The organism is Micromonospora sp. NPDC005806, from assembly GCF_042871425.1.
GTDB lineage: Bacteria > Actinomycetota > Actinomycetes > Mycobacteriales > Micromonosporaceae > Micromonospora.
In genome coordinates this window covers 92,678-104,728 of the sequence record NZ_JBIAIL010000015.1, presented here as the reverse complement: position 1 = coordinate 104,728, position 12,051 = coordinate 92,678, and the positions used below count along the sequence as shown (strand labels likewise).

14 protein-coding genes are annotated in these 12,051 nt (G+C 71.2%); 3 read left to right on the top strand and 11 right to left on the bottom strand.

Annotated elements, in window-relative coordinates:
• Window positions 1-231: 231 nt before the first annotated feature.
• The 3 genes from mqnC to ACFYOS_RS17970 all read right to left on the bottom strand — a co-directional run bounded on the left by mqnC (window position 232) and on the right by ACFYOS_RS17970 (window position 2,185).
• On the bottom strand, window positions 232-1,422 hold the full coding sequence (mqnC, locus tag ACFYOS_RS17980) for a cyclic dehypoxanthinyl futalosine synthase (RefSeq protein WP_387142320.1): 1,191 nt from the start codon (window positions 1,420-1,422) through the stop codon (window positions 232-234).
• A 77-nt stretch (window positions 1,423-1,499) separates the two neighbouring features.
• Window positions 1,500-1,910: a type II toxin-antitoxin system VapC family toxin gene (locus tag ACFYOS_RS17975; RefSeq protein WP_387142317.1), complete on the bottom strand. Its 411-nt coding sequence runs from the start codon at window positions 1,908-1,910 to the stop codon at window positions 1,500-1,502.
• Complete coding sequence (locus ACFYOS_RS17970) at window positions 1,907-2,185, bottom strand: type II toxin-antitoxin system Phd/YefM family antitoxin (protein ID WP_387142315.1); 279 nt, start codon at window positions 2,183-2,185, stop codon at window positions 1,907-1,909. The genes ACFYOS_RS17975 and ACFYOS_RS17970 overlap by 4 nt, the downstream gene beginning before the upstream one ends.
• Before the next feature lie 340 nt (window positions 2,186-2,525).
• On the opposite strand from ACFYOS_RS17970, the gene ACFYOS_RS17965 reads away from it, so the two are divergent.
• Window positions 2,526-2,993, top strand: a complete 468-nt coding sequence (locus tag ACFYOS_RS17965) for a hypothetical protein (RefSeq protein ID WP_387142312.1) — start codon at window positions 2,526-2,528, stop codon at window positions 2,991-2,993.
• 30 nt (window positions 2,994-3,023) lie between these two features.
• On the opposite strand, the gene paaE is transcribed toward ACFYOS_RS17965, so the two are convergent.
• The 5 genes from paaE to paaA are packed head-to-tail and all read right to left on the bottom strand — an operon-like array spanning window position 3,024 to window position 6,709.
• Window positions 3,024-4,133 (bottom strand): 1,2-phenylacetyl-CoA epoxidase subunit PaaE, encoded by a 1,110-nt coding sequence (gene paaE / locus ACFYOS_RS17960; protein WP_387142309.1) that lies wholly within the window; start codon window positions 4,131-4,133, stop codon window positions 3,024-3,026.
• The gene (gene paaD, locus ACFYOS_RS17955) at window positions 4,130-4,609 is read right to left on the bottom strand and encodes a 1,2-phenylacetyl-CoA epoxidase subunit PaaD (RefSeq protein ID WP_387142306.1); all 480 of its coding nucleotides are present in this window, start codon (window positions 4,607-4,609) and stop codon (window positions 4,130-4,132) included. Before paaD ends, paaE begins: the two co-directional genes overlap by 4 nt.
• Window positions 4,606-5,331, bottom strand: coding sequence for a 1,2-phenylacetyl-CoA epoxidase subunit PaaC (gene paaC / locus ACFYOS_RS17950; protein WP_387142303.1), 726 nt, complete (start codon window positions 5,329-5,331; stop codon window positions 4,606-4,608). The genes paaD and paaC overlap by 4 nt, the downstream gene beginning before the upstream one ends.
• Window positions 5,328-5,648, bottom strand: a complete 321-nt coding sequence (gene paaB / locus ACFYOS_RS17945) for a 1,2-phenylacetyl-CoA epoxidase subunit PaaB (protein ID WP_387142300.1) — start codon at window positions 5,646-5,648, stop codon at window positions 5,328-5,330. The genes paaC and paaB overlap by 4 nt, the downstream gene beginning before the upstream one ends.
• Window positions 5,645-6,709 carry a 1,2-phenylacetyl-CoA epoxidase subunit PaaA gene (paaA, locus tag ACFYOS_RS17940; protein ID WP_387142297.1) on the bottom strand — a complete coding sequence of 355 codons (1,065 nt, stop codon included), beginning with the start codon at window positions 6,707-6,709 and terminating at the stop codon, window positions 5,645-5,647. Before paaA ends, paaB begins: the two co-directional genes overlap by 4 nt.
• A 369-nt stretch (window positions 6,710-7,078) precedes the next feature.
• On the opposite strand from paaA, the gene ACFYOS_RS17935 reads away from it, so the two are divergent.
• Both ACFYOS_RS17935 and ACFYOS_RS17930 read left to right on the top strand, forming a co-directional pair.
• Entirely contained in the window at window positions 7,079-8,044 is a 966-nt protein-coding gene (locus ACFYOS_RS17935; RefSeq protein WP_387142295.1) for a hypothetical protein, read from the top strand.
• Entirely contained in the window at window positions 8,044-8,979 is a 936-nt protein-coding gene (locus ACFYOS_RS17930; RefSeq protein ID WP_387142293.1) for a hypothetical protein, read from the top strand. Before ACFYOS_RS17935 ends, ACFYOS_RS17930 begins: the two co-directional genes overlap by 1 nt.
• 74 nt (window positions 8,980-9,053) lie before the next feature.
• Here ACFYOS_RS17930 and ACFYOS_RS17925 read toward each other — a convergent pair whose 3' ends face one another.
• From ACFYOS_RS17925 to ACFYOS_RS17915, 3 genes are read right to left on the bottom strand one after another with little or no spacing between them, the layout of a single operon-like run.
• Window positions 9,054-9,905 carry a menaquinone biosynthetic enzyme MqnA/MqnD family protein gene (locus ACFYOS_RS17925; protein WP_387142290.1) on the bottom strand — a complete coding sequence of 284 codons (852 nt, stop codon included), beginning with the start codon at window positions 9,903-9,905 and terminating at the stop codon, window positions 9,054-9,056.
• Between the two features lie 33 nt (window positions 9,906-9,938).
• Window positions 9,939-11,252: an MFS transporter gene (locus ACFYOS_RS17920; protein ID WP_387142287.1), complete on the bottom strand. Its 1,314-nt coding sequence runs from the start codon at window positions 11,250-11,252 to the stop codon at window positions 9,939-9,941.
• A gap of 41 nt (window positions 11,253-11,293) precedes the next feature.
• Window positions 11,294-11,875, bottom strand: coding sequence for an ArsR/SmtB family transcription factor (locus ACFYOS_RS17915; RefSeq protein ID WP_387142284.1), 582 nt, complete (start codon window positions 11,873-11,875; stop codon window positions 11,294-11,296).
• Window positions 11,876-12,051: the final 176 nt, after the last annotated feature.

Here is a 12,051-nt window from a genome sequence, read left to right as displayed (position 1 = left end):
CACCTGCGCCACCCCACGCGCCACAAGTGCCCCACCTGCAGCGCTAAGAATTCGTTAAAGATTGCCCGGATTGATGGGTCTTGTTGCGTTCAGCCCGGACGCCCGTCCGGCGAACAGGTAAGCGGAAACAACCGGTCAACGGCCAACCATTGGCCGTTCGGTGGACCGACCCGCAGGTCAGGCCGGCCACGGAGCGTACCGCAGACTTCGCAGCCGGTCGATGGAACGGGTTCAGTTGACCTCGACCAGCGGCAGCGACTTCCCGACCCCGCCGCCCGGCAGGGCGATCGAGGAGAAGTGCGAGACCACCCGGTCGTCGCTCGGGTCGTCGGCCGGGGTCCGGTGCACCGCGAGTCGGTTGTAGAGGGTGTCCCGCTGCGCGGGGATCCGGTCGGCGGTGCGGATCATGCCGATCAGCTCGTGCAGGTTGGACCGGTGCCGGGCGCCGGCCGAGGAGATGACGTTCTCCTCCAGCATGATGGAGCCCAGGTCGTCCACGCCCATGTGCAGGGCGAGCTGGCCGACGTCCTTGCCGGTGGTCAGCCAGGACGCCTGCAGGTGCGGCACCGTCTCGAAGAAGAGCCGGGCCACCGCGACCAGCCGCAGGTACTCCATGGTGGTCGCCTGGGTCCGGCCCTTGAGGTGGTTGTTCTCCGGCTGGTACGTCCACGGGATGAACGCCCGGAAGCCACCGGTGCGGTCCTGCACGTCGCGGATCATCCGCAGGTGCTCGATCCGCTCGGCGTTGGTCTCGCCGGTGCCCATCATCATGGTCGCGGTGGACTCGAGCCCCTGCCGGTGCGCCAGCTCCATGACCTCCAGCCAGCGCGCGCCCGACTCCTTCAGCGGCGCGATCGCCTGGCGCGGCCGGTCCGGCAGCATCTCCGCGCCGGCGCCCGCGATCGAGTCCAGGCCGGCGGCCTTGATCCGGGCGATGGCCTCGTCCAGGCTCACCCCGGAGACCTTGGCCATGTGCAGGATCTCGCTCGGGCCGATCGAGTGGATGGCGAGCTGTGGGTACGCCGTCTTGACCGCGGAGAAGAGCTCCTCGTAGTACTCCACGCCGTAGTCCGGGTGGTGGCCACCCTGGAGCATGACCTGGGTGGCGCCCAGCTCGACCGCCTCGCCGCAGCGACGCAGGATCTCCTCGGTCGGGTGGGTCCACCCTTCCTTGTGCTTGGGGGCCCGGTAGAAGGCGCAGAACTTGCACGCCGTCACGCAGACGTTCGTGTAGTTGATGTTGCGGTCGATCAGGTACGTGACGATGTTGTCCGGGTAGCGCCGCCGGCGCACCGCATCCGCCGCCTCGCCCAGCGCGTGGAAGGGCGCCTCGGTGTAGAGCAGCAGCGCCTCCTCGGGCGTGATCCGCCCGCCGTCCGCGCCGCGCTGCAGGATGTCGTCGATCTCCCGGCTCACCGTCACGCCCCCGAGCCTACGTCGCCCGTCCGGACGCCGGCACGCCGCTCCACCCACGGTGACGATCGCCCCATCGCCTGGGCTCAGGTCATGCCAGGGCTGGCCACCGGAAGGTCGACGCCCTTCGCCGCGTCCAGCAACCGCCGGTCGTAGGTGACGAAGGCGACGAAGTCGGAGCCTGCCTGCCGGGCCAGGATCTGCGCTGTGGCAAGGTGGATGGCGTCCAGGCTGCGCAGCAGCGGCTCGGCGTAGGCACCCGCAGCCGCGCGGACGGCGGCGTCGATCTCCACGCGGTAGAGCCGCGCCAGGACCGACGGGACGCCCACCAACGCCTGCGGCGCCGCCCGGCGGAGGGCGCGCGGCACCTCCACCTCGACCAGGGCCGACGAGACGAGCGACGTACCAGCCCGATCGTTCAGCCAGCCGACGAGGTCCGCAGTCTCCTGTTCGCGGCGTAGGAGCTTGATGACCGCTGCGGAATCAAGGTAGATCACCAGCGCTCCTCGTCCCGCGATTCGGCGAGGACGGCCGCGACGTCCACCGTGGGATCGCCGAGGACGGGCGGCAGCGGCAGCGGTCCGATCGACGTCGGCGCCGCCGCACGCCCCTCGGCCACCATGCGACCGAGCAGTGCGTCCCCCGCCAGGATCGGGACCAGGCGGGCGATCGGCTCACCCCGGTCCGTCACCTCGACCGTCTCGCCAGCACGCACCCGTGCCAGCACCCTGCTCGTGTGCTGATTGAGCTCCCGAACCGCGATCTGCTCCATGACCCGAGTGTAGAACGAAATGTTCTACATGTCGCGTGTCCGGTCCGCGACCGCGCCCAGGGTCGAGGGGGCACCGCGGACAATGATCTTCGCCTATCGTGCGTTGTCCCACTCCGCCGACAAGGAAGAGCCGTGACCGCACCGATCACCGACCCGCCCCCGGTTCCACTCCCGCCACCGGCGCCGACCGGACCCGCCACCACCGCCCTCACCTGCCGCTTCTGCGGATCGATCCCGGCGATCAACGCTGCACGGCCACCAGGGCTTCATCATCTTCATGCGCGTCCTCACCCAGCACGGTCCGTTCTGCAGGTCGTGCGGGATCGCTGTCTGCCGGGACATGAGCGCGAAGACTCTCTGGCAGGGCTGGTGGGGCTTCCTCTCCATGATCATCACCCCGCTGGTCCTGATCGGGAACCTCGTCACCCGCGTCCGGCTCGGCCGCCTCGGCGAGCCGGTACCGGGCGCTCCGGGCACGCCCGCAGCGCCCGGCAAGCCCCTGTTCAAGCGGGCCGCAGCGCTCGGTCTTGTTGCGCCCGTGGTGATCGTCTCCGCGATCGCCTGGGGCGTCTCCAGTGACCCGGCCTATGCCGAGGTCGGCGACTGCGTCCGTGCCGAGGGCACGAGCACGAACCCGGATGTCAGCGTCGTCGACTGCGGCGACCAGGCCGCCAGCTACCTCGTCATCGGCAAGGTCGAGGACACCACCGACGACGCGAGGTGCGCGCAGTTCCCCGGCACGGTCGCGAGCTACACCGAGCAGCGAAAGTCGCGGGAGCTGCTGCTCTGCCTCGGCGAAAACGGCTGACGGTCCTTCCGCCCGGCACGCGGCGTGGCCTCAGGCGTCGTAGTCGACCGTGAGCTTGTCGGTCACCGGGCTGGACTGGCAGGTCAACACGTACCCGGCCGCCACCTCGTCCGGCTCCAGCGCGTAGTTGCGGGCCATGGTCACATCACCCTCGACGACCTTGGCCTTGCAGGTCGAGCAGACCCCGCCCTTGCAGGCGTACGGCAGCTCGCCGCGCACCTTCAGGGCCGCATCCAGCACCCGCTCGTCGCGCCCCATGGTGAAGCTCGACGACCGCCCGTCCAGCACGATGGTGACCTCGGCACCGGCGCCCGGCTCGTCGGCCGGGCGGCGGACCGGCTCCGGCGGGGCGTCGACGTGGAACAGCTCGGTGTGCACCGCCGCCTCCGGCAGGCTCCGGCCGGCCAGCACCGCCTTGGCGTCCACCACCATCGCGTACGGGCCACAGAGGAACCACTCCTCGATGGCGTCGCCGGGGACGACGGTGTCGAGCAACCGGGTCAGCCGGTCGGCGTCGATCCGCCCGGAGAGCAGCGGTGACTCGCCCTGCTCCCGGGAGAGCACGTGCACCAGGTGCAACCGGGTCGGGTACCGGTCCTTCAGGTCGGCCAGCTCCTCGGCGAACATCACCGAGTTCGCCGTGCGGTTGCCGTACACCAGGGTGAAGGTGCTGGCCGGCTCGACGGCCAGCGCGGTCGCGGCCAGCGACAGCACCGGGGTGATGCCGGAACCGGCGACCACCGCGCCGTACCGGCGGGCCCGGTCCGGCGCGAACGCCGTGGTGAAGTGCCCCAGCGGGGGCAGCACCTCGACGGTGTCTCCGCCGCGCAGCGCACCGCAGGCGTACGCGGAGAAGGCCCCGCCGGGGATCTCCCGCACCCCGATCCGCAGCCGGCCGTGCCGGGCCAGCTCCTCGGCCGTGGAGCAGATGGAGTACGACCGGCGCACGTCCTCGCCGTCCGCGCCGGCGCGCCGGACGGTCAGGTGCTGGCCGGCGGAGAACGCGAAGGTCTCGCGCAGCTCCTCGGGCACGGCGAAGGTGATCGCCACGGCGTCGTCGGTGAGCCGGTCGACGGCGGCGACGGGCAGCGGGTGGAAGGCCGGCCGGCGACGTACCGGTCGGGTGATCGTGACAGTCACAGCGCCTTCAGGTGGTCGAAGGGTTCGGAGCAGGAGCGGCAGCGCCAGAGGGCCTTGCAGGCGGTGGAACCGAAGCGGCTGACCTGCTCGGTCTCCGGCGACCCGCAGCGCGGGCAGCGCACGGCGAGGGTCAGCGGCACCACGTTGCCGCCGCGCGGGGCCGGCGCGGGCGGGGCGATGCCGGCGGCGGCGAGCTTGGCCCGGCCGGTCTCCGAGATCCAGTCGGTGCTCCACGCGGGGCTGTAGACCGTACGGACCTCGGCGTCGGGGTGACCGGCGGCGGCGAGCGCGCGGCGGATGTCCGCCCGGATCACGTCCATCGCCGGGCAGCCGGTGTAGGTGGGGGTGATGGTGACGACGACCCGGCCGGTGGTCGGGTCCGCGTCGACCGACCGCAGGATGCCGAGCTCGTCGATGGTGATGACCCGGATCTCGGGGTCCACCACCACCGCCGCGGCCGCCCTGGGGTCACTCACCACTTTGCTCCCGGGTGGGCGCGGTGCAGCACCTGCATCTCGGCCAGCAGGTACGAGAGGTGTTCGGTGTGGACGCCGTCCCGGCCGCCACCGGGCGTCCAGCCGTCCGCCGGGCGGGTCAGCGTCGCCTCGTCCAGCACTGCGCTGACGATGGCGTCGAAGTCGGCCCGCAGGGTGGCCGGGTCGACCGGCGCCGCCGGATCCGCCGTGAACGGCTCGTGGGCGTACGGCCAGAGCTGGTCCACCGCGTCCTGCATGCGACGGTGCGACTCCTCGGTGCCGTCGCCGAGCCGCTTCACCCAGAGCGAGGCGTGGTCGAGGTGGTACGTGGACTCCTTGCGCGCCTTCGCGCCGATCGCGGCGAGTCGCTCGTCGGCGCTGCCGGCCAGCGCGGTGTAGAGCGGGAGCTGGTACGCGGCCAGGAAGAACAGCTTCGCCATGGTGACCGCGAAGTCCCCGTTGGGCAGCTCGACCAGGAGGCAGTTCCGGAACTCCCGATCGTCGCGCAGGTAGGCCAGCGCGTCCTCGCCGCGGCCGGCGCCCTCCAGCTCGCCCGCGTAGGTGAGCAGGAGGCGGGCCGCGCCGAGCTGGTCGAGGGCGATGTTGGCCAGCGCGATGTCCTCCTCCATCTCCGGGGCGCGGGAGGTCCACTCGCCGAGCCGCTGCGCCGCGATCAGCGCGTCGTCGCCGAGGCCGAGGGTGAAGTCGAACAGGGTGCTCACAGGTGGGCCACCCCGTCCGGCACCTCGTAGAAGGTGGGGTGGCGGTAGACCTTGTCGGCCGCCGGGTCGAAGAAGGCGTCCTTCTCGTCCGGGCTGGACGCGGTGATCGCGCTCGCCGGCACCACCCAGATGGAGACGCCCTCCTGCCGGCGGGTGTAGAGGTCCCGGGCGTTGCGCAGGGCCAGCTCGGCGTCGGGCGCGTGCAGGCTGCCGACGTGGGTGTGCGACAGCCCGCGCCGGGCCCGCACGAAGACCTCCCACAGAGGCGAATGATCCTTCGCGCTGAGCCGGTCGGTTCGCTCGCTCCGCTCGCTCACGCCGCCACCTTCTCCTTGTCCCGTTGCTTGGCCGCGTACGCCGCGGCGGCCTCGCGTACCCAGGTGCCCTCGTCGTGGGCACGGCGGCGCTGTTCCATCCGCTGCCGGTTGCACGGCCCGTTGCCCTTGATCACCCGCATCAGCTCGTCGTAGTCGGGCTGGGTGTAGTCGTACGCCTGCCGCTCGTCGTTCCAGCGCAGGTCCGGGTCGGGGATGCTGAGGCCCAGGATCTCCGCCTGCTGCACACACATGTCGACGAAGCGCTGCCGCAGCTCGTCGTTGGAGAAGCGCTTGATCTTCCAGGCCATCGACTGCGCCGAGTGGGTCGAGTCTCCGTCCGGCGGGCCGAACATCGCCAGTGACGGGTACCACCAGCGGTCCAGCGCGTCCTGGGCCATCGCCTTCTGCTCCGGGGTGCCGTGGGCGAGGGTGTGCAGAATCTCGTAGCCCTGGCGCTGGTGGAACGACTCCTCCTTGCAGACCCGGATCATCGCCCGGGCGTACGGCCCGTAGGAGCAGCGGCAGAGCGGGACCTGGTTGACGATCGCCGCGCCGTCCACCAGCCAGCCGATCGCGCCCACGTCCGCCCAGGTCAGGGTGGGGTAGTTGAAGATCGAGCTGTACTTCTGCCGGCCGTTGAGCAGCAGCTCCACCAGCTCGTCGCGGCTGACGCCCAGGGTCTCGGCCGCGGCGTAGAGGTAGAGGCCGTGGCCGGCCTCGTCCTGCACCTTGGCCAGCAGGATCGCCTTGCGCTTGAGCGAGGGGGCCCGGCTGATCCAGTTGCCCTCCGGCTGCATGCCGATGATCTCGGAGTGCGCGTGCTGGGCGATCTGCCGGATCAGGGTCTTCCGGTACGCCTCGGGCATCCAGTCGCGCGGCTCGATCTTCTGATCCGCGTCGATCACGTCCGCGAAGTACGCCTCGAGGTCCTCGTCGGGGGCCGGACCGCCGCGCCGGGCCCGCGCCGCGGCCTCCCGCAGCGCCGTCTCCGCCGCCTCCACCTCGCCGAGCAGGCCGCCGCCCGGACCGTCCTCGGGCGGGGCGAAGTCGTTGCCATACATGGGGCCAGTGTTACAGCTCGCGACCGATGACACCAGAGGGTGTAACAGGTTTCCAGACACACCTTCCGCACCCGATGACCGCTTGCAGTCGGAAGCTCTGACCTGCGTGAACATGTGACATCGGCCACGCGCGAAAGGTGAATCCTCTCAAGCGCGGCATAGCGGGTCATTGTCCCGCCTTCTCAGCGAGCCGACCGGCTTCAGGTTCTGGCGTCCAGCCTGTCCGGAAGTAGACTTCCCCCGGCACACCGATCGGCTGCTGACGATCGCCACCAACTCCCGGCCATTTCCCCCCGGCCTCGGCGATCAGGCCGTACCCATACGGAACAGCCGGATCCCCCCGGCCTTACATCTGGAGTTCACCCACTCATGCGACCTCGCGTGACCATGGTGCTCGCCATCGTGGCGGTGCTCATCGGTGGCGTCATGCTGGTGCCCACCGCGTACGCCAAGCTCTCCGGCGGCCACGCGCTGCCCAGCATCGGTGGCATCGGCGGCGGTGTGGAGCAGGTACCCGCGCCGACGCCCACCGCGCCACCCCCGCCGACCCTGGCCGCCGGCCCGGTCTCGGTGAACTTCCAGGGCAAGTTCTTCTCCTGGGCGCTGATGGACCGGAAGACCGGCAAGATCAGCGGTGCCCCGAACATGACGTCGACCAACTCGACCGAGTCGATGATCAAGGCGTGGATCGTCTCCGACTACCTGCACCAGCTCGGCGACAAGCAGCCCAGCGCGACCCGCAAGAAGCAGGCCGACACCGCCATCCGGGACAGCAACGACATCTCAGCCGAGGCGCTCTACAACGCCGGCGGGCGCAAGCCGGTGCTGGAGCGGCTGATCAAGACATGCGGGCTGACCGACACGAAGATTGAACCGACCCGGGCCAAGTGGGCGTACACCCAGATGTCGCCGCGGGACGCGGTGCGCATGGGCGACTGCATCGGCGACGGCAGGGCCGCCGGGCCGAGGTGGACGAAGTGGGTGCTCAACGAGATGGCCAACGTGCGCGGCAGCGTCAAGGACCAGAAGTCCGACGCCGTCCAGGGTGGTCGCTGGGGGATCATCGACGGCCTGCCCGACTCGATCAAGTCGCAACAGCAGGTCAGCATCAAGAACGGCTTCACCATGCTCTGGGCCGACGGCCAGTGGCACGTCAACTGCCTCGCGGTGACCGACGACTGGACCCTGGCCGTGATGATGCGTTATCCCGGCAGCGGCAACACGAAGGTCCCCTCGTACGGTGCGAAGGTCTGCGCCAGCGTCGCCACCCAGCTGGTGACCCCGCAGCCCGGCGCCGCCCTCAAGGTGCCGCAGCAGCCGGTCGGGAAGCTCTGATGGCCGGCAACCGCCGCCGGCCGGGCAGCAACCAGCGCCCACTGGCGTTCAGCGCCGTCGCCGTCATCCTGGTCGGGCTGGTGCTCGTCTCGCTCCGGTTCGTGCCCGGCTCCCCGCTGAACCGCACCTCCGCCTCGCAGGCGGCCACCCCGGGCGGCCGCTCCACGGGTGCGCCCAGCGACCGCAGCTCCCGCACCCAGCCGTCCCCGTCGCCGTCGCCGTCGCTGGAGCCGCTGCCGTTCCAGCCCCAGGAGCTCGACCTGGACATCAAGGGCTGGTACGCCTGGAGCGTCCTGGACAAGCGGACCGGCAAGATCATCGGCTCGAAGAACATGGGCGAGACCAACACCACCGCGTCGATGATCAAGTCGTGGATCGTGGCCGACTACCTGCGGCGCGCCGACGAGAACGGGCAGACCCCGAGCGACGCGAAGCTGGCCGACGCCACGAAGATCATCCGGGACAGCGACAACACCCGGGCCGAGCAGTTCTACAACAGCGTCGGCCGGTCCGCCTCGATCAAGCGGCTGATCAAGACGTGCGCGCTGACCGACAGCAAGGTCGCCAGCGACGGCGGCTGGAGCCGAACGATGCTGTCCCCTCGGGACACCGCGCGCCTCGGCCTCTGCATCGACGACGGCCGCGCCGCCGGGCCGAAGTGGACCAAGTGGCTGATCAACGAGATGCGGCTGGTCCGCGGGGTCGGCGACTTCGGCATCCGCAAGGCCTTCCCGGCCAAGGTGCAGAAGACCATCGCCATCAAGAACGGCTGGATCGACCGGCAGCGCGAGCAGGAGATGCACATCAACTGCCTGGCGATCGGCGACACCTGGACGATGGGCGTGATGGCCCGCTACCCGATCAACATGGGCTACCAGTACGGCATGGACAACTGCGAGAAGATCACCGAGGCGTTGCTCCGCCCGGCGACCTGATCCCACCCGCTGCGGGAAGCGGCGGTGTCCCGGTCCACCGGGCACCGCCGCTTCGTCGTCTTCCCCCGGGGGCCTCAGCCCTGGAAGAACTCCGGCCCGTTCGCGGGCAGGGCGGGCACCTCCCCGATCGCGGTCGCCCGGCGCGCGAACTCGCGCAGCCCGGCCACCTGCCGGTCGCCCAGGGAGAAGTCGAGGGTGCGGAAGTAGGTCGCCAGGGTCGCCGCGTCGAACGGCTCCCAGCGGGCCGCCGCCTCGGCCACCTGGTCCAGCTCGGCCAGGCAGAGGTCGCGCGAGCGCAGGAACGCCTCGTGCACCTCCTTGACCAGGCCGGGGTGGGCGGCGGCGAACTCGCGACGGACCGCCCAGACGGCGAAGACCATCGGCAGTCCGGTCCACTCCCGCCAGGCCTGCCCGAGGTCGGTCACCTCGAGGCCCTTGCGGGGCGCCTCGTAGAGGGCGCGCAGCGCCACGTCGCCGATCAGCACGCCGGCGTCGGCCTCCAGCAGCATCTGGGTCAGCTCCGGCGGGCAGCGGAAGTACTCGGGGCGGACGCCGTACCGCTCGCCGAGCAGGAGTTGGGCCAGCAGCACGCCGGTACGCGAGGTCGAGCCGAGCGCCACGCGGGCGGCGTCCAGTTCGGCGAGGGGCTTCGTGGAGACCACGTTGACCGAGAGCACCGGGCCGTCGCTGCCGACCGCCAGGTCCGGCAGGAGCAGCAGTTCGTCGGCGTGCCGCAGGTACTCCACGAGCGAGATCGGGCCGATGTCCAGGTCACCGGCGACCAGCGCGGCGTTCAGCCGGTCCGGTGAGTCCTTGTACAGGTCAACGTCGATCAGGGCGCCGGACCGCATCAGGCCCCAGTAGATCGGCAGGCAGTTGAGGAACTGGATGTGCCCGACCCGGGGGCGGGCGATGCGGTCAGCCATGCCCTGACGGTATCCCCGCCCGCTGGCGCCGGCTCACCGGGAGGGCACCGGAGTGGCCAACTCCGCACCGGTCGCCGGCTCCGCCGGCGCCGCCGAGGGATCGGTGGACCGGGCCCGGTCGTCGCCCTCCACTGCCCGCTCGGCCCGGATGGCCCGGGTGACCGGCGGCACGACCAGCGCGATCACCAGCAGCCCGGCGACCCCGCAGGCGGCGACCAGGAACCGGGGACCGGCGACCTCCAGGAGCAGACCGCCGAGCAGGAAGCCGACCATCGAGGCGCCCTGGACGGACCCACTGAGTGCGGCGTACGCCCGGCCGCGCGCCGCCTCGGGAACCCGGCGGGCCAGCAGCACGTTGTCGAAGACGTTGGCGCCGCCGTTGCCCACGCCGCCCAGCAGCCAGACGGGTACCAGCAGCAGCGCGGTGGGCACCGCCGCGGAGAGCAGGATCATCAGGCAGCACCCGCCGAGCAGGGCGAGGTAGCCGACGAGCAACCGCCCGTCGTCGGTCAGCCGCCGGGCCAGCCGGGCGAACAGCCACGCCCCGACCAGGATGCCGAGCGTCCAGGAGCCGGTTACCAGGCCGTACATGGTGGTGGAGCTGCCCAGGGTCTCGCGGATGAAGAAGACCTCGACCACGTTGATCGCCCCGACCGCGGCGATCACCCCGGCGATGGTGGCGACCATGGCGACCAGCAGCGGGTCCCGGCGCAGCCGCCACGTGACGGTCGGCGGGGCGCCGACCGTGCCGGCGGTCGTCACCCGTCCCCGGCTGCCGCCCCGCCGGGTTCTGATCAGCAGCCCGGCCGCGACCAGCGCGAGGTAGCTGCCGGCGTCCAGGAGCAGAGGCAGCCGGGCACCGAACTCACCGACCAGCACCCCGGCGAGCGCCGGTCCGGCCAGCGCCCCGAGCGTGCCGGCGGTCTGGTTGAGCGCGCTGGCCCGGGGCATGTCCTCGGTCCGGACCATGGCGGGCACCAGCGCGGAGAGCACCGGCTGGGTGACCGCCAGGCCGGCGGCGAGCAGCGCCACCAGGGCGATGACCAGGACCGGGTGCCCGGCGTACGCGAGCGCGAGGCAGATCGCGGCCTGGGCCAGACCGGCGACCACGAGCAGGAGACGGCTGTCCACCCGGTCCGCGAGCCGGCCGGTCAACGGGGCGAGCGCCACCAGCGGCACGGTGGCGGCGAGCATCAGCCCGGACACGGCGAGGCCGCCCGCGCCGGCGGACTGGAGAGCCAGCGTCAGGGCGCTGGCCGCGAGGAAGTCCCCGCAGGTGGAGGTGCCTCGGGCGGCGGTGACGAGCCAGACGTCGGACCAGCGCGACGGGCCAGATGCGAAGGACATATTTCGAAAATAATCCTTCACACCTGGCCGGCGCAAGCCCGTCAATCGATGGGCAGCGCCCGGTACTGCACCGCGACGCTCCGGGCCCCTTCGGGTGGGTCGGTCCGCAGCCGCCGCCGGTAGGGGTCGATCAACTCCTGGATCGCGTTGTTGAGCCCAACCAGTTCCTCGGCGGTGAGCAGCAGCATGCTGTCGCTCAACCAGGCGGCCTGGTACCACTCGTGCGGCTCGTCCGGCGAGCGCCGGATCCAGTCCCGGACCCGCTGGCTGTCCCGGGCCATGTGGGCCTCGACCAAAGCCGCCTCGGCGGCGCGGGCCTCGGAGTCGGCGTCCGGACCCGAATCGACGTAGTACGACGGGCTGAACGCCCGCCAGACCCGCTCCCGGGCGTCGCCTCGGCTGGGCGCCGCCTCGATCAGGCCGAACTTCGCCAACTCCCGCAGGTGGTAGCTGGTCGCGCTCGGCGAGAGACCGGCGATCTCGGCGCACTCGGTGGCGGTCGCGCCGCCCTCCACCGTGCTGAGGTGCTCCATGATCGCCATACGGGCCGGGTGGGCCAGGGCCCGCATCACCTGCGGATCGCTGATCGTCACCCGACGCTGTTCGGGATGCGCCTCGGTCATGCCCCCATGATTCCGCCCCGGCGGCGGCCCGGCGAAATTCGATTGCCCGGCTCGCCGGGCGGAGTAAGCTACTTTGTCCCGCCCGACGGCCGTGGTGAGTAGCACCGCACAGGACGTCTCCGCGCCGACCCGAGGTCGGACACGCGAGCGGCAGCGTTTTTCCCCGTGACTGAGGA

What these genes read in the sequence shown, in the direction of transcription:
- ACFYOS_RS17970 (WP_387142315.1), bottom strand. Translation starts at nt 2,185, where the DNA reads ATGGAGCAGATCGCGGTTCGGGAGCTCAATCAGCACACGAGCAGGGTG.
- ACFYOS_RS17965 (WP_387142312.1), top strand. Translation starts at nt 2,526, where the DNA reads ATGAGCGCGAAGACTCTCTGGCAGGGCTGGTGGGGCTTCCTCTCCATG.
- paaA (WP_387142297.1), bottom strand. Translation starts at nt 6,709, where the DNA reads ATGTATGGCAACGACTTCGCCCCGCCCGAGGACGGTCCGGGCGGCGGC.
- ACFYOS_RS17935 (WP_387142295.1), top strand. Translation starts at nt 7,079, where the DNA reads ATGCGACCTCGCGTGACCATGGTGCTCGCCATCGTGGCGGTGCTCATC.
- ACFYOS_RS17930 (WP_387142293.1), top strand. Translation starts at nt 8,044, where the DNA reads ATGGCCGGCAACCGCCGCCGGCCGGGCAGCAACCAGCGCCCACTGGCG.
- ACFYOS_RS17925 (WP_387142290.1), bottom strand. Translation starts at nt 9,905, where the DNA reads ATGGCTGACCGCATCGCCCGCCCCCGGGTCGGGCACATCCAGTTCCTC.
- ACFYOS_RS17920 (WP_387142287.1), bottom strand. Translation starts at nt 11,252, where the DNA reads ATGTCCTTCGCATCTGGCCCGTCGCGCTGGTCCGACGTCTGGCTCGTC.
- ACFYOS_RS17915 (WP_387142284.1), bottom strand. Translation starts at nt 11,875, where the DNA reads ATGACCGAGGCGCATCCCGAACAGCGTCGGGTGACGATCAGCGATCCG.